The organism is Caldimonas taiwanensis NBRC 104434 (genome assembly GCF_001592165.1).
Lineage (GTDB): Bacteria > Pseudomonadota > Gammaproteobacteria > Burkholderiales > Burkholderiaceae_C > Caldimonas > Caldimonas manganoxidans.
This window is the reverse complement of sequence record NZ_BCWK01000002.1, coordinates 321587-338238: the sequence shown is the minus strand read 5'-3', so window position 1 is coordinate 338238 and position 16652 is coordinate 321587. Positions and strand designations below refer to the sequence as shown.

The window sequence follows — 16652 nt, the reverse complement described above, 5'->3', positions numbered from 1 at the left end:
TTTTTTTAACCACCACTCCTAACCACCCCTCGAATTCGAGCGGCTCTCGCCCCTTCAGACATCGACGATCGTTTGGCCGTCGCGTCGCAGTACGCCCGAGGTGCACAGGGCTTCCACGACGGACACTTGCCAGGCCGACCAGGCTTGCTCGGAGAAGTACCGCTGATGGAGCAGCCGGAGGTAAGGCGTGGCATCGAGCCAGGCGAGTAAGTCGGGCCAGGTCTGGCGACGGACTTCGAGCAGGTGGAACTTCACCAGCACTTTGGCGGCGTGCCAGGCGTGACGGATCGGGTCGGCTTCGAAGGCGGCCAGTTTGGCCAGCGCGCGGTCTATGGCGGCGTCGACATCGTCGAAGATGGCGCCGTGGCCGGGAAGTACGCGGCGTGCATCCAGGCGTCGGATCAGGCCGAGCGTGGCGCGCACATCGTCGAAACCGGGTTCGCCGACGAGCTCGGGAAAGACCACGCCAAAGCCGTTTTCCCACAGCGCATCGGCCGAGATCAACAGGCCGTCCTGCGCATCGAAAAACATCAAGGCATGGGGATCATGGCCCGGTGCGGCGATCACCTCCCAGCGGCGTCGGCCATGGCATAGGGTGTCGCCCGGTTCGAGTGCGCCGTGCGGCATGAATCGCTCACAGCGTTGACCTGTGACTTGAAAGCTCAGGCGTTGTGGATCCCAGTCGCGGGCGGCCGGGTAGTCGGCGCAGGGCACGTAGATCGGGGCATGATGCCGCGCGCTGAGGAGGGCATTGCCGCCGCAATGGTCGGAATGCAAATGGGTGTTGACGATGCTGCGAAGGCGCCGGCCCGTGAGCGCTTGTTCGACCAAGGCAAGGGTTTGGTCGGCGTGGCTGCCATAGCCAGTGTCGATGAGGATCGCGTCGCCGGATTCATCGTCGAGCAGCAGGATGTTGTTCGACGACAACCAGCCGCGTTCGAACAGCTGGATGTCGTCAGGAAGTGGCCCCATGTCCTGGACGGTGATTCAACCGCGCAGCTCGCGGCGGAGGATTTTGCCGACGTTGGACTTGGGCAGATCGTCGCGGAACTCGATGTACTTCGGACGCTTGTAGGCGGTGAAGTTTTGTTTGCAGTATTCGATCAAGTCTTCTTCGACGAGGGTGGGATCCTTCTTGACGACGAAGAGTTTGACGGCTTCGCCGGATTTGGCATCGGGCACACCGACGGCAGCGCACTCGAGCACGCCCGGATGCAGGTTGACGACCTGCTCGATCTCGTTGGGATAGACGTTGAAGCCCGAGACCAGGATCATGTCCTTCTTCCGATCGACGATCTTGACGTAGCCGCGCTCGTCCATGACCCCAATGTCGCCCGAGCGGAAGAAGCCGTCGGCGGTCATGACCTTGGCGGTTTCGTCTGGGCGGTTCCAGTAGCCGGCCATGACTTGTGGGCCGCGGATGCAGATCTCGCCGGGTTGGCCAAACGGCAGATCACGGCCATCGTCATCACGGATGACGATGTCGGTGGACGGGATGGGCAGGCCGATGGTCCCGGTGAATTCGTGGAGGTCCAGACGGTTGCTGGTGGCCACGGGGGAGGTCTCGGACAGGCCATAGCCTTCGACGACGGGGCAGCCGGTGATCTTGAGCCACTTTTCCGCCGTGGCCTGCTGGACGGCCATGCCGCCGCCGTTGCTGACCACCAGTTCTGAGAAGTCCAAACGCGCGAATTCGGGGTCGTTGGCCAGTGCGTTGAACAAGGTGTTGACGGCCGGGAACATGTTGACCCGGTGCTTTTGCAGCGTTTTGATGAAACCGGGGATGTCTCTTGGATTGGGGATGAGCAGGTTCATCGACCCGAGGCGGGCGCCCATCATGTAGCAGATCGTGAGCGCAAAGATGTGATAAAGCGGCAGCGCGCAGACGACGGTGAGGGGTTTGTCGCCGAGTTTGTCGAGCATGGGCTTGAACCAGGCCTCGGTCTGCAAGATGTTGGCGATCACATTGCGATGGGTGAGCGTGGCTCCTTTGGAGACGCCAGTGGTGCCGCCGGTGTATTGAAGAAACGCCACGTCGCTGGGCGTCATGGGGGGGCGGTGCAGGCTCATGCGCTGGCCTTCGGCCAGGGCCATGTTGAAACGGGTGACCGTGCGCCCTTGATCGATCGGCAGCTTGAACTCGGGCACCATCTTGCGCACGTGGCGCACGACGAAGTTGACGAGCCGCCCTTTCCAGAATCCGAGCATGTCACCCATGGCGGCCAGCACGACATGCTGTACGGGGGTGCGGTCGATGACCTCTTGCAAGGTGTGCGCAAAGTTTTCAAGGATGACGATGGCTTTGGCGCCGGAATCCTTGAGCTGGTGTTCGAGTTCGCGGGGCGTGTACAGCGGGTTGACGTTGACCACGGCAAAGCCTGCGCGCAGCACGGCGGCGATGGCCACGGTGTACTGCAGCACGTTGGGCATCATCAAAGCGACCCGGTCGCCGCGTTGCAGCCCCTTGGATTGCAGCCACGCGCCCAGCGCGGCGGACATCTCGTCGATGTCGCGGTAGGTGATGGCCACGTCCATGCACATGGCCGCGCGCCGGGAGGCATGCTTGCGGAAAGACTCCTCCAGCAGCTCGGGCAGCGACTGATAGACGTCGACATCGACCTCGGCCGGCACGCCGGGGGGATAGTGTTTCAGCCAGGGCTTGGTCTCGAGCGCAATGGATACGGCAGACACGATGACTCCAGGTCTAGGACATGGTCCTGATTCTTGGGGGCTGATCGCGCCATGCCAACGGTAATTGCACTAACGCACGGTCGTTCGCTCGATCTGGACTTGTCGCCCATGCGACAGCCTAGAGGGCCGACAAGCGCTCGTTCAGCGACGGCGCGCGTGCATCGATGCCGCGCAAGGGGTGCAAGTCGGCGTGCAAGCCGGCGTGGAGGGCGCGTTGCAGGTCGCCCTGGCGGGCGGCCTCGGCGGTTGCGCGCATCGTGGTTAGTGAAGGACCTCTAGGCCACGGCGCGGGGTCGGTGCCACACTGGCGCCGATGCAAAGACGGACTTTTCTTCGTGTGGGCCTGGGCTCGGCCTTGGTGCTGGGGAGTCTGGGGGCGGGGCTGTGGTGGTGGCGGCCGGGTTGGGCCGATGGGCAGTTCACGCCGGGGGCGCGGCGGGTGCTGGTGCGCCTGTGCGAGGCCGTGCTCGCGTGCACCTTGCCTGAAGAGGATGCCGCGCGAGCCCGCGTCTTGGAGGGGCTGATCGCCCGGCTGGAGGGCTTTGCCGCCGGCTTGCCTGCGGCCACCCGTGCGGAACTGGGCCAGTTGCTGGGCCTGATGGCCTTGCCGCCGGGGCGGCGCTGGCTGGTGGGATTGGCGCAGGACTGGGACCGTGCATCGTTGGCTCAGGTGCAGGCCGGTCTGGAGCAGATGCGGCAGTCTGCATGGGTGCTGCGTCGTCAGGCCTATCACGCGCTGCGAGACATGATCAATGCCACGTATTTCTCGGACCCGGCACAGTGGCCGCTGTTGGGCTATCCCGGGCCGGCCGATCTGTGAGGAGGAATCGCGATGAGTCGGCTTCCTGACCCTGTGGCGCAGGGGCTGTCGAGAGGGTGGCGTGTGATGGGCGGCCCGTATGCGCGGCCTCCGGAGCGCATGGATTGCGATGTGGTGATCGTGGGCAGTGGAGCCGGCGCAGGCATCACGGCCGAGCTGTTGACGCAAGTGGGGCTGGATGTGGTGATCGTCGAGGAGGGGCCACTGCGCAGCAGCCGCGACTTCCACCAGCTCGAAAGCGAGGCGTACCCGCAGCTGTATCAGGAGAGCGCGGCGCGCAAGACGGCGGACCAAGCCATCAACATCCTGCAAGGGCGTTGTGTGGGGGGATCCACGACGGTGAATTGGACGAGTTCGTTCCGTACCCCGAAGGCCACTTTGGCTTACTGGCAGGAGCGTTTGGGTTTGCACGATCTGGACCCATCGGCGATGAGCCCTTGGTTTGCGCAGGCCGAGCGGCGCTTGCACATCGGTGACTGGCTGGTGCCGCCCAACGAGAACAATGACTTGCTGCGTCGCGGGGCGGTGCGCCTGGGGATGGCCGCCCCGGCGATTTTGCGCAACGTCAAGGGCTGCTGGAACCTGGGCTCTTGTGGTCTGGGCTGTCCGACCAATGCCAAGCAGTCGATGTTGGTGACCACGATTCCCGCGGCGCTGGAGCAGGGGGCCCGTTTGCTGGTGGAAACCCGTGCGCAGCGTCTGGAGCACGATGGGGAACGGGTCTTGGGCTTGCTGTGTGTGCCGGTCCAAGCCCATGGTGATGTGGCGCCAGACCGGCCTGCCACGCGCATCCGAGCCCGGCACTATGTGGTGGCCGGCGGTGCGATCAATTCGCCGGCGTTGTTGCTGCGCTCGAAAGCGCCGGATCCGCATGGGGTGCTGGGGCGCCGCACCTTCTTGCATCCGGTGGTGATTTCGGCGGCACGTTTCGAGCAGCGGGTGGAGGGTTGGCAAGGGGCACCGCAGACGATCTACACGGACCATTTTTTGGAGTTGCACCCGATCGATGGCCCCATGGGCTACAAGATCGAGGTGCCGCCGTTGCATCCGGTGATCTTTGCCACGACGCTGTCGGGCTTTGGATGCGCGCAAGCCGAATTGCTGGCCCAGTTTGCCCATACCCACGCGTTGCTGGCGCTGCTGCGCGACGGCTTCCATCCGGATTCGCCCGGGGGGCGTGTGACGCTGCGGAGGGACGGCTCTGCGGTGCTGGACTATCCGCTCAATGACTTCGTGATGGACGGCGCCCGGCGGGCGTTGTTGAGCATGGCGCAGATCCAGTTCGCCGCTGGCGCTTTGGAGGTGATGCCGGTGCATGAGATGGCCCGGCCGTATCGCACTTGGCAACAGGCGCAGCAGGCGCTGCAGACCTTGCCGATGAAGCCTTTGCTCACGAAGGTCGTGAGCGCCCACGTGATGGGGGGCTGCGCGATGGCGGCGCGTGCCGCGCAAGGGGTGGTTCGACCCGACGGCCGGCATTGGCAACTCGAGAATCTCAGTGTGATCGACGGATCGATTTTTCCGACCAGCATCGGCGCCAATCCGCAGTTGTCGGTCTATGGGTTTGCGAATCGGCTGGCCACGGGTTTGGCCACGCAGCTGACCGGGCGCACCCCGGTGCTGGCCTGAGCTGGCGCGGCCGGTGAGCGGCATGGTGAGGCACAGCCGGCTGGCCCGCATGCAGCAGGGGCTGACATGGGGCTTGGTGAGCGTCGTGCTGGGGTGGGCCGTCGTGGCCGGGGCTCTGGGGCGACCGGCGTGGATGCCGTTGGGCGCCGTGATCGTCGTGGCGGGCTATGGGGTGTTGATGGCGCTGGAGTTCGTGCTGGTGGCGTGCCTGCATGGACCTGATCCGGCCCCGCGTGCGACGGCCGTTCAGTTGTTGCGCGCCTGGTGGGGCGAGGTGCGCACCGCACCGCTGGTGTTTGGCTGGTACCAGCCGTTTTTGTGGCGTGCCGTGCCAGACCGGCTGGAGGGCGTGGCAGGACGGCGGGGTGTGGTGCTGGTGCACGGCTTCGTGTGCAACCGGGGCTTGTGGACTGCGTGGCTGCGCGAGCTGAGCCGGCAGGGCCATGCGTTCGTGGCGGTAAATCTGGAGCCGGTGTTTGGCTCGATCGATGAGTATGTGGAGCTGATCGAGGCCGCAGTGGCGCGGCTGGAGTCGGCCACGGGCTTGCCGCCGGTGTTGGTGTGTCACAGCATGGGGGGCTTGGCGGTGCGGGCTTGGCTGGCGCGGCGCAAGGCGCTGTGGCGGGTGCATCGTGTGATCACGATCGGGACTCCGCATCATGGCACTTGGCTGGGACGCTGGGGGCTGAGCACCAACGCCCGCCAGATGCGTCTGGACAGCGCCTGGTTGCAGGCGCTGGCGCAGCAGGAAACGCCGGCCACCTATCGGCGCTTTACCTGCTTTTATGGGCATGCGGACAACATTGTCTTTCCGGCCTCGACGGCCACGCTGGAAGGAGCAGACAATCGGCATCTGCAGGCCACGGCGCATGTGCACATGGTCTTCCACCCCACGGTGTGGCAGGAGACGATGCGTTGGCTCAACGTCGAGCAGGCGGGCGATGGCTCGCCTCAAGAGGAGTCGCGGTGAGCTTGGCCCAGGAGCTGTTCCTCCTCGTCTGTCGCAAGGAGGGCGCAACGGTCGTGCACCGTGCGGTTCCAGGCCACCGAGGACGGCAGGCTCAGTTCGGGGCGAAGAGCTGCTCGGCGGGCAGCAGCTCACCGGCTTCCAGCGCGGGCAGTTGGCGCACGCGCGCATAAATCGGCGTGAAGTCGGGGGCGGTGGCCTGGAAGAGCTGATCGAAGCTGTCGATCACGAAGTAGGTGCGCTGGTAAGTGTCGATTTTGTAGCGCGTGCGCATGATGCGCTCGACGTCGAAGCGCACGCGCTTGGGCTCGGGCGAGGTGACGCTGTAGCGCAGTTCGCCGGTGGATGACAGGATGCCGGCACCGTAGGCGCGCAGGCCCTCGGGCGTGGCGATGAGGCCGAATTCGACCGTGTACCAGTACAGCCGTGCCAGCAGCTCGCAGGCGTCCAGCCGGCTGGCTTTGAGGCCGCCGGCGCCATAGGCCTGCATGTAGTCCGCAAAGACCGGGTTGAACAGCAGGGGCACGTGACCGAACAGGTCGTGGAAGACGTCGGGCTCGACGACGTAGTCGAATTCCTCGGGCTCGCGAATCCATTCGGTGACCGGGAAGCGGCGCTCGGACAGCAGTTTGAAGAAGGCCTCCTCGGGGATGAGCCCGGGCACGGCCACCACCTGCCAGCCGGTGGCGCGCATGAGGCGCTCGCTCAGCTCGTCGAAGCGCGGGATGCGGTCGGGCTCGCCCAGGTGGGCCACGGCCTCGATGAACTCTCGGCAGGCCAGGCCCGGCAACTGGGCCGCCTGGCGTTCGTAAAGTCTGCGGTAGAGGTCGTGCTGGGCCGGGGTATAGGCGCCCCAGTCTTGCTCGCAGGTGTAGTCGGCACGGGCGCGGGCATAGTTGCCGCGCGGCGGACGTTCGCCTTCGCCGTAGGTGACCGGCGCCACGCCCTGGTTGACGCCGCTGTGGAAGTCGATGGCGGTGGAAGGGGCAGTCATGGCGCGCTCCTCGTGCGGGATGTTCAGGCCGCGGTGGCGTCGGTCTTCAAGACGCCGCGGCGCATTTGATCCAGTTCCATGGTTTCGAAGAGTGCCTTGAAGTTGCCTTCGCCAAACCCTTGATTGCCTTTGCGCTGGATGAATTCGAAAAAGATGGGGCCGAGCTGGTTCTCGCTGAAGATTTGCAGCAGCAGCTCGCCGGGCTGGCCGTCGACCAGGATGTTGCGGGCCTTCAGCCCTTCCAGATCCTCGCCGTGGTTGGGGATGCGCTTGGGCAGCAGCTCGTAATAGGTGGCGCTGGTGCTCAGCAGCTTGATGCCGGCCATTTGTAAGGCGTCGACGGTGTCGTAGAGGTTGTTCGTGCCCAGGGCGATGTGTTGGATGCCTTCGCCACGGTAGCGATCGAGGTATTCCTGGATCTGGCCGGCTTTTTCGTTGCCTTCCTCGTTGATGGGGATGCGGATTTTGCCGCAAGGGCTGGTCATGGCCTTGCTTTTGACGCCGGTGGCTTGGCCTTCGATGTCGAAGTAGCGCACTTCGCGGAAGTTGAAGATGCGCTCGTAGAACTCGGCCCATTCGGCCATGCGGCCGCGGTGCACGTTGTGGGTGAGGTGGTCGATGTAGGTCAGACCATGGCCCACCGGGTGGAGCTCGGCACCGGGCAGGGGCTCGAAGTCGACGTCATAGAAGCCAATGTTGCCGATGTCGCCTTCTTTGGCGCCGTTCTTGCCGCGCCACTTGTCGACCAGGTAGATCAGCGAGTCGCCAATGCCTTTGATGGCCGGGATGTTCAGCTCGCCCGGGCCGGCCTGGTTGGCATAGCCCCAGGCGCCCAGGCTGATGGCGCGCTCGTAGGCGGCCTTGGCGTCTTGCACGCGGAAGGCGATGGCGCACACGCTGGGGCCGTGCAGACGGGCGAAACGTTGGGCGAAGGAGTCGGGCTCGGCATTGAGGATGAAATTGATCTCGCCTTGTCGGTACAGCGTCACGTTCTTGTGGCGGTGACGTGCAATGGCCTTGAAGCCCATGCGCTCGAAGAGCTGGCCCATGGCGGCGGGATCGGGCGCGGCGTATTCGATGAATTCGAAGCCATCGGTGCCCATCGGATTGTCCCAGGGGGTGAACTGCATACCGGTCTCCTTGTCGAGCAGGGGCAAGCGCCGCGCGCCTGCGGGTTGAGCTGTGTCAAGACTGTAGGCGGCGTGAGACGCAGTTTTGCTGCATTTTTGAATGCCTAGACGGACATTACGCAATAAATATGCAAAAATTTATCTATGAACACAGTTGTTGCGCTCGATGCGATCGATCGGCGCATCCTTCGCGCCTTGCAGGTTCATGGCCGCATGACCTATGACGAGCTGGCGGCCCAGGTGAGCTTGTCGCCTTCGGCGGCCTTGCGCCGCGTCAAGCGGCTGGAGGAGGCTGGCGTGATCGCCGGCTATGTGGCCATCGTTGCGCCTGAGCGGGTGGGCTTGGGGCTGACGGCCTACATCAATGTGCGCTTGGAAAAGCACACCGAGACCCATAAGCGCAATCCCATGGATCTGTTCCGCGCCGCGGTGCAGAGCTGGCCCGAGGTGGTGGAGTGCGTGGCGCTGACGGGGGAGATGGATTACCTCTTGCGGGTGGTGGTGGAGGACATGGCCCATTACTCGCGCTTCATCATGGACACCTTGCTCAAGCACCCCAGCGTCGAAGACTGCAAGACCAGCTTCGTGCTCGATCGGGTGAAGAACACCACGGCCGTGCCGGTGTAATCCCTAGGGCTGGACTGTCACTTTGGCGACAGAAGCCATCGGGCGAGTCTCCACAATCGACTTGCAAATTTGCACGGTCGTGCATTTTGCAGTGCAGAACACCAAAGGAGACGAGCATGCCGATATTCCGCTTCATTGGGTTCGTCGCCATGGGCGGCGTGATGTTGTTGGCCGCTTGCGGCGGTGGAGACAGCCCTCCCGAACCCGAGGAGGTGCGGCCGCACGATGCCCGCACCTTCCCACTCGATGAGTCAAGCCTGGCCTTCGATGCCTTGCCGGGGACGACCACGACACGCTTTCATGGGGTGCTCGATGGAGCGGGTTATCGCATCGAGGTGCCGCAGAACTGGAATGGCCGCCTGGTGATGTATGCGCATGGCTACCGGGGCACCTCGGTGCCGCTGACGGTGAGCAATCCCCCGATTCGCGCTCACTTGATTGCCAATGGCTATGCCTGGGCGGCATCGAGCTACAGCAAGAATTACTACGATGTGCGCGCTGGGGTGGAGGACACCAATGCGTTGGCGCTGGCGTTTTCGCGCCTGACCGGGCTGCCCGAGCCGACACGGCGCTACATCATTGGCCATTCGATGGGTGGACACATCACCGGCGCGGCGATCGAGGAGGAAACCTTCCGCACGGCCCGGCACAAGGTGCGCTACCACGGAGCCGTGCCGATGTGCGGGGTGATGGGCGATACGGAGTTGTTCAATTACTTCTCTGCATATCAGACGGCCGCGCAGTACTTCGCGGGGGTGCCTCTGTACCCCACCACGGGGTGGGCCGATATCAATGCCTTGGTGCGCAGCGGGTTGTTCACGACCTTCTCCCAGACCGAGATCACGCCCACGGCCGACGGTCAGAAGCTCAAAGGGGTGGTGATGAACCTGACGGGCGGCAGTCGGCCCATCTTCGAGGAGGGCTTTGCCAACGCAGCTTTGCAGCAGGTGGTCTGGGGCACCTTCGGCGGCGATGGCACGATCAATGGCATCCTCAATGCCAGTGTGCTGGATACGCGTGACATGGTCTTGCAGATCGACAGCGACCCGGCGCTCAGTGACGAGGAGACCTTGCTCAACCAGCGCGTGCTGCGCGTCAGCCCGGTGCCCGAGGCCAACCGCTTGCGTCGTGACGGCTTGCGCTGGATTCCGAAGATCAACGGCCAGTTCAGCGTGCCGGTGGTGTCTTTGCATACCTTGGGCGACATGTATGTGCCCTTCAGCATGCAGCAGATCTACAAGCGCCGCGCCGATGCCCATGGCTCGGGGGCATGGTTGGTGCAGCGCGCCATCCGTGCACCTAGCCATTGCGATTTCACGGTGGCCGAACAAGTGGCGGCCTTCGATGACATGGTGGCTTGGGAACAAACCGGCGTGCGGCCGCCCGGGGACGAGGTGTTGGATGCGGCCACGGTGGCCGACCCGGCCTATGGTTGCCGCTTCACGGTGAATACCGGTGGGCCTTTTGACAACCCCGCGACCGTGGCCGTGCGCGGGCTGATGCCCGCCTGCCCAACGCCTTGAGGAGGTTGACAGGCTCAGCCTTCGTCCAGGTCACGCAGCTTGCGCAGCGTGGCCTCGGGCGAGAGGTTGAGCAAGGCGGCGATGTCGGTGACGTCGTCTGGGACGGCGGGATTGTCCCAGCCATGCTGGGTGTGGCGGGCCAAGCGGATGGCCAGGGTCACGCAGCGTGCTTGAGGGTCGTGGACGGCCGCTTGGTCGTCGGTGAGCCGGCGCCATACGCGCGGCAGACGCCAGGTGCGCATCAAGGCTTGTTCGAGATCGGTCAGTCGGATGTGCAGCACGTCCCACTGGGCCTGCGCCGAACGCAGGCGCGGATCGCGTCGCTGACGCTGGCGGATTTCCAGCGCCAAGTCGGGGGCATGGCACCACAGCAGCATTTCGGCGAAATCATGCAGCAAGGCCGCGTGATAGAGCGCCGGCGCGTCGCTGTCCATGCGGTGCACGGCAAAGCCCAGCGCGAACACGGCCGCACGGGCGGCACGGGTGAGCACCTCGTGCAGGCCGTCACGTGCTTGCGGGTGGGCTTGCAGCAGGTCTTCGGTGGTTTGCAGATGTTGGAAGGCGCGGAAAAAGGGCCCCACGCCCAGGTAGACCAGGGCTGCGGTGAGGGTCTCGGTCACGACTTCTTCGTCGTCGTCCTCGTGGCCTGGCCGACGCAGGCTGGCCACGTGGCTGAACAGTTTGAGGGCCATCAGCGGGTCGCCAGCGAGGAATTCGGCAATGCTGTGGGCGTCCAGATCGTCTTGCCGGGTGGCCAACCAATCGATGGATTCGGCCGTGCGGGGCAGCACGGGAATGGTGGCCGCTGCGAAGTGGGCCGTCCAGGCCTCCAGGGTGGGTAAGGGGCGGGTGAGCATACAGACCCTCCTGAGGGGTTATCGGCGGTCTTGCCGGAGGACTTGAATGGGACAAACCCGCAAGGGGGTCTGAGGTGTCGCCTGGGCAGCATCGCGGCGGTGGGGCGCAGGCTCACAATGCGGGCGATCAGGACAGAGACCGTCGGCAGCGGAGGTGGACATGGCGTCATCGTGGGGACGCGGCAGTGGGCGCGGGCCTTGGTGGATCGCGGGGGTGATTGTGCTGGGCGGCGTGGTGGCGCTCGGGGGATGGCTGAGCCGCACCGGGCCGCAGTGGCAGGCCGGCGACGAAGCGACAATGGCCCTGTCGCCGCAAGAACGAGAGGCATTGGAGGCCGCCGGCCAGCGCTTGGCTCAGGCGCTGCGAGATCGGGACAGGGCGTGGCGCGAGGGCGGCGCGGCGGCGATGGAGCAGGCCCAGCGCGCGCTCAACGAGGTCATGGGGCTGGGGACCCGGCCCACGCTACGACCTGAGCAGATCGAGGCGGTGCTGCCTGCACAGTTGGGCGGTTTGCCGCGGCAGCCCAGCGATACGTTTGGCGATGCGTCCTTGGGGGCGCCCAGTGTGTCGGTCAGTACGCAATACGGGGACGATGCCGCGCGCCGCATCGCGTTGTCGGTCAGTGACACAGGGGGCTTGTCGGTCTGGGCGGTGATGGCCGAGTGGCTGCGCGTGGCTGCCGAAGCGCAGCAGGCGGGGCGTCGAGAGATCGTGCGCTTCGAGCAAGGCCGGGTGCGGCGTGAGGTCGAGCCGGCGGACGCGACGCCGGCCCAGATTCACTGGGTGCTGGCCAATGGGGTGGCCGTGGAGGCGCTGGCCGACGGCTTGGACCTGGACGGCCTGCGAGCCGCCATGAAGGATTTGGACTTGGCCGCCTTGGAGGGGCTGAGGCCTTGAGGGGGGGGCGGGTCTCGCGACGTCTGCGCGGCAGCATGCAAACATGCCTGGGACCGGAGGACGCGCTCAATCCTCCTCGCGCAGCCGGAACTGGCTGACGAGTTGTTGTTGTACAGCCGCAGGCACGGGTTCGTAGTGTGAGAACTCGATGAGGTAGCTGCCATGGCCGGCCGTGAGGGCGTGCAGCCTGGATTGGTAGCCGTTGAGTTCGGACAGCGGGGCTTGACCGAGCACGACCAGGGTGCCGGGTGAGAGCGCGCGGGTGCCGTTGATTTGGCCGCGCTTGGTGGCCAGGTCCCCGGTGATGTCGCCGATATGGGCCTCGGGGGCCGTCACTTCGAGCTTGACGATGGGCTCCAACACGATGGGCGCGGCCTTGAGCATCGCATCGATGAAGGCTTTGCGCCCAGCGGTGATGAAGGCGATCTCTTTGGAATCCACCGAGTGGTGTTTGCCGTCATACACCACCACCCTCACATCTTGGATCGGGTAGCCGGCGATGACGCCGCCGTCCATGGCTTGGCGCACGCCTTTTTCCACGGCCGGGATGAAGACGCTGGGGATGGCGCCTCCTTTGACCTCGTCGATGAATTCGAAGCCGGCTCCGCGTGGCAGGGGTTCGATGCGCAGGAAGACTTCGCCGAATTGGCCGGCTCCACCGGTTTGCTTTTTGTGCCTGTGGTGGCCTTCGGCCGATTGGGTGATGGTCTCTCGGTAGGCGATGCGCGGTGGCCTGGTGAGCACCTCGCATTTGTAGATCTCGGTCATGCGTTCGAGCAGCACGCGCAGATGCATCTCGCCCAGGCCGTAGATCACGGTTTCGTTGGTCGCGGCCACATGTTCTACTTTCAAACAGGGATCTTCTTCGACGAGTTTTTGCAGCACTTCCCACATGCGTTGTTCGTCGCCGCGCCGTTTCGGTTCGATGGCCAGTCCGTGCACGGGCACCGGGAAGGGCAGGGGCTCGAGGTGGATGTGGCTGTCTTCGGCGGCGTCGTGCAGCACGGCGTCGTAGTGGATCTCGTCGACTTTGGCCACGGCGGCGATTTCGCCTGGACCGGCGCTGGGGATCTCGACATGGTCGCGGCCGTGCACGGCAAAGAGGTGGCCGACCTTGAACGGCTTGCGCCCGTCTCCGACGTAGAGCAAGCTGTCCTTGGTGACGGTGCCTTGGTGCACGCGGAAAAGGCTGAGCTTGCCGACATAGGGGTCGCTGACGACTTTGAACACATGGGCCAGCACGTGTCGGTCGGCGTCGGGCTCGGCGCGCACGGGGCGGGCCTGTGGTCCTTCGCCTTCGAGGAAGTGTGGCGGGTTGCCCTCGCCGGGGTGGGGCATCAGGGCCGCCATCACGTCCAGCAGCTCGGCAATGCCTGCACCGTTGCGTGCCGAGGTGAAGCACACGGGCACCAAGTGGCCTTCGCGCAGGGCTTGCTCCAGCGGCGCGTGCAGTTCGCGCGGATCGACGTCGCCGTCGTTGAGATAGCGCTCGACGAAGTCGGCATCGACTTCCACCACTTGCTCCACCAGCGCGCGGTGCGCAGCCTCCACGGAGGAAAAATCCGACGCGCCAGCGGGATTGAAGAAGCAGTCGACCACCTGGGTGCCACCGCCGGCAGGCAGGTTCAGCGGCAGGCATTCCTTGCCGAAAGCTTCCTGGATTTGCGTCAGCAGCCCAGGCAGGTCGACCCGTTCGGCGTCGATTTTGTTGATGATGATCAGCCGGCACAGGTCGCGCTGACGGGCCCAGTTCATCATCCGGATGGCCATCGGCTCGATGCCGACGGTCGCGTTGAGCACGATGGCCGCCGTCTCCACGGCTTCGAGCGCGGGCAGCGCTTGGCCGAGGAAGTCGGGCAGCCCCGGGGTGTCGAGCAGCTGGATCCGCGCTCCCCCGTGTTCGAGGCTGACCAGGCTGGTGTTGAGGGAGTGTTGGAACTTGCGCTCCAGCGGGTCGAAGTCGGACACGGTGCTGCCGCGTTCCAAACTGCCCAGGCTGCCGATGCGGCCGGCGCGATGCAGCAAGGCCTCGACGAGGCTGGTTTTGCCCGCCGCGCTTTGCCCCACCAGGGCCAGGTTGCGGATCGTGGCAGTCCTGGGGGACGGTGTCGTGGGCATGGCGCATTCCTCCTTGGGCGGAACATCCGTCGCCGAGGGGTCGGTGCGCCGTGCAGGGCGCGCCGACTGGACGATCACAGCGTAAGGGATCGGCCCTGCGCCGGCAAGGGGGTTGCCGCCGACGGTGCTTGCGTCATCGGCGCGTCGGTGAAGATGCGTGGGTCCATGGGGCGCAAGTCCTCGGCCACGGCGATGGGGGCGTCGCAGGCTGCGAGCACATCGCGTTGCAGGTCCAGGCCGGGGGCGATTTCGGTGAGGGTGAGGCCGGTTTCGCGCAGTTCGAAAACGGCCCGTTCGGTGATGTACAGGACCTCGCGGCCCAGGCTGCGCATGTAGGGGCCGTTGAAGCTGAGGTGGCCCACTCGAGGCACCAGCTTTTTCACCCGGCCTTCGTGCACGATGCGCAGTTGCCCACCGCCGGCTTGGACCTGCAGTCCTTCGGCGGTGAGCGTGCCCATCAACACCACGCGACGGGCGCTTTGGCTGATGTTGATGAAGCCGCCCACCCCGGCGATGCGGCTGCCGAAGCGGCTGACGTTGACATTGCCTTGCGGGTCGAGTTCGGCCAGGCCCAGAAAGGCGATGTCGATGCCTCCGCCATCGTAGAAGTCGAACATCGCGGCATGGTCGATGATGGCTTCGGGGTTGGCGCTGGCACCAAAGCTCAACAGCTGCGCGGGGGTGCCGCCGACCGGGCCGGCTTCCACCGTGAGGGTGAAGTCGCTGTGACCTTCCTCACGGGCGATGAGCCCCAGGCCGGCGGGCATGCCCACGCCCAGGTTGACGACGGGCTTGTGCAGCTTTTTCAGCTCCAGAAAGGCACGCCGTTGCACGATCTTGCGCACGTCCAGCGGCAGGGGCTGGAAGGCTTGTTCGGGCTGGCGCACTTCGCCGGTATACGCGGGGTTGTAGGCCTCGCCGAAGGTCATCCAGTGATCGGCCGGGTCCTCGGTGATCACGACATAGTCCACCAGGATGCCAGGCACGCGCACGAGGTTGGGGTTCATGCTGCCGGCGCGGGTCAGGCGCTTGACTTGGGCGATGACGATGCCACCGCTGTTGTGAGCGGCTTGCGCAATGGCCAGCAAGTCTTGGTGGAAGGGCTCGTGCTCGGTGGTGAGATTGCCATGCTCGTCGGCCGTGGTGGCGCGGATGAGGCCGCAGTGGATCGGAAAGCTGGGGTAGAACAGCTGCTCCTCGCCGTTGAGGTGGATCAGTTGCACGAGCTGCTCGGTGGTGCGCGGCGTCAGCCGCCCGCCGTCATGGCGTGGGTCGACGAAGGTGTGCAATCCGATGCGGGTGATCACACCCGGCTTGCCCCCGGCGATGGCGCGAAAGAGGTGGGCGATCACCCCTTGGGGCCAGTTGTAGGCCTCGATCTCATTGCGCGCCACCAGCTCGCCCAGGCGCGGGGCCGAGATCCAATGCCCCCCGATCACGCGCTTGACCAGCCCGGCATGACCGAAGTGGTTGACCCCTCGCCGGGCACGATCGCCTTGGCCGGCGGCATACACCAGAGTCAGGTCGCGCGGCGCGGCTTCGGCCTCGAAGCGGCGCTCGATGGCCGCGGTGATGGCCTCGGCATGGCCCGCACCGACGAAGCCGGCCGTGGCGATGGTCCAGTGGTTTTGGATCAGGGCAGCGGCTTGGGCTGCGGTGATGACTTGCATGGCGTGAGGGCTGGGGCAGGCGTCAAAGCCTCCAAGTATCACGCCGAAGTGGAGCCGGCAGCCGCTGTCCGTTGGTGCCGATGGCCGCGGCCTGCTGCCGCGGCATGGCGCTGTGCCGGCGTGAGGCACCGACCGGGGGGCGCTGCGCGTCCTCGCGTTTCGCAGCGGGGGCGGCGGATCGTCGCGGTGCTCAGTTCACCGTGAGCTGGATGCGCCGGGCGCTGCCAGGCTGGGCCTTGGGCAGCTCGATGCGCAGCACACCGTCACGATAGCGAGCTTGGGCTTGGTCGGCCTTCACGGGCACGGGCAGCGGCACGGTGCGCTCGAAGCTGCCATAAGCGCATTGCAGCACGCGCCAGCGGCCGTCGCTGGACTCCTGCTCGAAGCGCTTCTCACCACGGACCACGAGCACATCGTGATGCACTTCGATGTCGAAGTCCTTCTTGTCCATGCCTGGCACTTCCAGCCGCACGACCAGGCGGCGGTCGTCTTCGAAGACATCGCCGCCGATCAGCGCCCAGCCGTGCGAGGCATTGAAGCTGCTGTCGTCGATGCGGCTGCGGTCGGGCAGCTGGGCTTCGTCGCCGGCGCGAAACCGGGTGAGGGCGCCACGCGCAGACTCGCGCAGGCGCGCCCAACCTTCGGAAAGACTGTCCCACAGCGAGTCGAAGCCTTCACGGATGGTTTTCATCGTCATGTCGGGCCTCCATTCGATGTTGGACATGCCG

At 65.3% G+C, this 16652-nt stretch carries 15 protein-coding genes; 6 read left to right on the top strand and 9 right to left on the bottom strand.

All coding sequences use genetic code 11. The features are described 5' to 3' along the window. Nucleotides 1-54: 54 nt before the first annotated feature. The 3 genes from CTA01S_RS03350 to CTA01S_RS16595 form a co-directional block, all read right to left on the bottom strand. Complete coding sequence (locus CTA01S_RS03350) at nt 55-972, bottom strand: MBL fold metallo-hydrolase (protein WP_062192137.1); 918 nt, start codon at nt 970-972, stop codon at nt 55-57. Nucleotides 973-987: 15 nt separating this feature from the next. Next, complete coding sequence (locus CTA01S_RS03345) at nt 988-2691, bottom strand: long-chain-fatty-acid--CoA ligase (protein WP_062192134.1); 1704 nt, start codon at nt 2689-2691, stop codon at nt 988-990. A 118-nt stretch (nt 2692-2809) separates the two neighbouring features. Continuing rightward, a complete protein-coding gene (locus tag CTA01S_RS16595; protein WP_157451282.1) occupies nt 2810-2947 on the bottom strand; it encodes a hypothetical protein in 138 nt (45 codons plus the stop codon). Nucleotides 2948-3004: 57 nt separating this feature from the next. On the opposite strand from CTA01S_RS16595, the gene CTA01S_RS03340 reads away from it, so the two are divergent. Genes CTA01S_RS03340 through CTA01S_RS03330 form a run of 3 tightly spaced genes read left to right on the top strand, consistent with a single transcriptional unit; the run spans nt 3005 to nt 6110 of the window. Next, complete coding sequence (locus CTA01S_RS03340; RefSeq protein WP_157451281.1) at nt 3005-3511, top strand: hypothetical protein; 507 nt, start codon at nt 3005-3007, stop codon at nt 3509-3511. A gap of 12 nt (nt 3512-3523) precedes the next feature. Then, nucleotides 3524-5140: a GMC family oxidoreductase gene (locus CTA01S_RS03335; protein WP_062192128.1), complete on the top strand. Its 1617-nt coding sequence runs from the start codon at nt 3524-3526 to the stop codon at nt 5138-5140. A 22-nt stretch (nt 5141-5162) separates the two neighbouring features. Beyond that, a complete protein-coding gene (locus tag CTA01S_RS03330; protein ID WP_062192125.1) occupies nt 5163-6110 on the top strand; it encodes an esterase/lipase family protein in 948 nt (315 codons plus the stop codon). A 91-nt stretch (nt 6111-6201) separates the two neighbouring features. Here CTA01S_RS03330 and phhA read toward each other — a convergent pair whose 3' ends face one another. Further along, a complete protein-coding gene (gene phhA, locus CTA01S_RS03325) occupies nt 6202-7101 on the bottom strand; it encodes a phenylalanine 4-monooxygenase (RefSeq protein ID WP_019560517.1) in 900 nt (299 codons plus the stop codon). A 23-nt stretch (nt 7102-7124) separates the two neighbouring features. Next, nucleotides 7125-8231 (bottom strand): 4-hydroxyphenylpyruvate dioxygenase, encoded by a 1107-nt coding sequence (gene hppD / locus CTA01S_RS03320; protein ID WP_019560518.1) that lies wholly within the window; start codon nt 8229-8231, stop codon nt 7125-7127. Between the two features lie 144 nt (nt 8232-8375). Here hppD and CTA01S_RS03315 point away from each other — a divergent pair, with 144 nt between their 5' ends. Then, entirely contained in the window at nt 8376-8858 is a 483-nt protein-coding gene (locus CTA01S_RS03315) for an Lrp/AsnC family transcriptional regulator (protein ID WP_019560519.1), read from the top strand. Between the two features lie 116 nt (nt 8859-8974). Beyond that, nucleotides 8975-10381 (top strand): alpha/beta hydrolase family protein, encoded by a 1407-nt coding sequence (locus CTA01S_RS03310; RefSeq protein ID WP_062192122.1) that lies wholly within the window; start codon nt 8975-8977, stop codon nt 10379-10381. 14 nt (nt 10382-10395) lie between these two features. On the opposite strand, the gene CTA01S_RS03305 is transcribed toward CTA01S_RS03310, so the two are convergent. Beyond that, entirely contained in the window at nt 10396-11238 is an 843-nt protein-coding gene (locus CTA01S_RS03305) for an HDOD domain-containing protein (protein WP_062192119.1), read from the bottom strand. Between the two features lie 160 nt (nt 11239-11398). Here CTA01S_RS03305 and CTA01S_RS03300 point away from each other — a divergent pair, with 160 nt between their 5' ends. Further along, nucleotides 11399-12136, top strand: coding sequence for a hypothetical protein (locus CTA01S_RS03300; RefSeq protein ID WP_157451280.1), 738 nt, complete (start codon nt 11399-11401; stop codon nt 12134-12136). Nucleotides 12137-12202: 66 nt separating this feature from the next. Here CTA01S_RS03300 and fusA read toward each other — a convergent pair whose 3' ends face one another. The 3 genes from fusA to CTA01S_RS03285 all read right to left on the bottom strand — a co-directional run bounded on the left by fusA (nt 12203) and on the right by CTA01S_RS03285 (nt 16621). Continuing rightward, nucleotides 12203-14254, bottom strand: a complete 2052-nt coding sequence (fusA, locus tag CTA01S_RS03295; protein WP_062192111.1) for an elongation factor G — start codon at nt 14252-14254, stop codon at nt 12203-12205. Nucleotides 14255-14328: 74 nt separating this feature from the next. After that, nucleotides 14329-15924 (bottom strand): acyl CoA:acetate/3-ketoacid CoA transferase, encoded by a 1596-nt coding sequence (locus tag CTA01S_RS03290; protein ID WP_062192106.1) that lies wholly within the window; start codon nt 15922-15924, stop codon nt 14329-14331. 190 nt (nt 15925-16114) lie between these two features. Beyond that, a complete protein-coding gene (locus tag CTA01S_RS03285) occupies nt 16115-16621 on the bottom strand; it encodes an Hsp20/alpha crystallin family protein (protein WP_026330115.1) in 507 nt (168 codons plus the stop codon). Nucleotides 16622-16652 lie beyond the last annotated feature (31 nt).

Excerpts from the sequence above, each read along its gene's own strand:
- CTA01S_RS03330 (WP_062192125.1), top strand. The coding sequence starts at position 5,163 with ATGGTGAGGCACAGCCGGCTGGCCCGCATGCAGCAGGGGCTGACATGG.
- CTA01S_RS03335 (WP_062192128.1), top strand. The coding sequence starts at position 3,524 with ATGAGTCGGCTTCCTGACCCTGTGGCGCAGGGGCTGTCGAGAGGGTGG.
- CTA01S_RS03305 (WP_062192119.1), bottom strand. The coding sequence starts at position 11,238 with ATGCTCACCCGCCCCTTACCCACCCTGGAGGCCTGGACGGCCCACTTC.
- phhA (WP_019560517.1), bottom strand. The coding sequence starts at position 7,101 with ATGACTGCCCCTTCCACCGCCATCGACTTCCACAGCGGCGTCAACCAG.
- fusA (WP_062192111.1), bottom strand. The coding sequence starts at position 14,254 with ATGCCCACGACACCGTCCCCCAGGACTGCCACGATCCGCAACCTGGCC.
- hppD (WP_019560518.1), bottom strand. The coding sequence starts at position 8,231 with ATGCAGTTCACCCCCTGGGACAATCCGATGGGCACCGATGGCTTCGAA.
- CTA01S_RS03290 (WP_062192106.1), bottom strand. The coding sequence starts at position 15,924 with ATGCAAGTCATCACCGCAGCCCAAGCCGCTGCCCTGATCCAAAACCAC.
- CTA01S_RS03310 (WP_062192122.1), top strand. The coding sequence starts at position 8,975 with ATGCCGATATTCCGCTTCATTGGGTTCGTCGCCATGGGCGGCGTGATG.
- CTA01S_RS03300 (WP_157451280.1), top strand. The coding sequence starts at position 11,399 with ATGGCGTCATCGTGGGGACGCGGCAGTGGGCGCGGGCCTTGGTGGATC.
- CTA01S_RS16595 (WP_157451282.1), bottom strand. The coding sequence starts at position 2,947 with ATGCGCGCAACCGCCGAGGCCGCCCGCCAGGGCGACCTGCAACGCGCC.
- CTA01S_RS03285 (WP_026330115.1), bottom strand. The coding sequence starts at position 16,621 with ATGACGATGAAAACCATCCGTGAAGGCTTCGACTCGCTGTGGGACAGT.
- CTA01S_RS03350 (WP_062192137.1), bottom strand. The coding sequence starts at position 972 with ATGGGGCCACTTCCTGACGACATCCAGCTGTTCGAACGCGGCTGGTTG.
- CTA01S_RS03315 (WP_019560519.1), top strand. The coding sequence starts at position 8,376 with ATGAACACAGTTGTTGCGCTCGATGCGATCGATCGGCGCATCCTTCGC.
- CTA01S_RS03340 (WP_157451281.1), top strand. The coding sequence starts at position 3,005 with ATGCAAAGACGGACTTTTCTTCGTGTGGGCCTGGGCTCGGCCTTGGTG.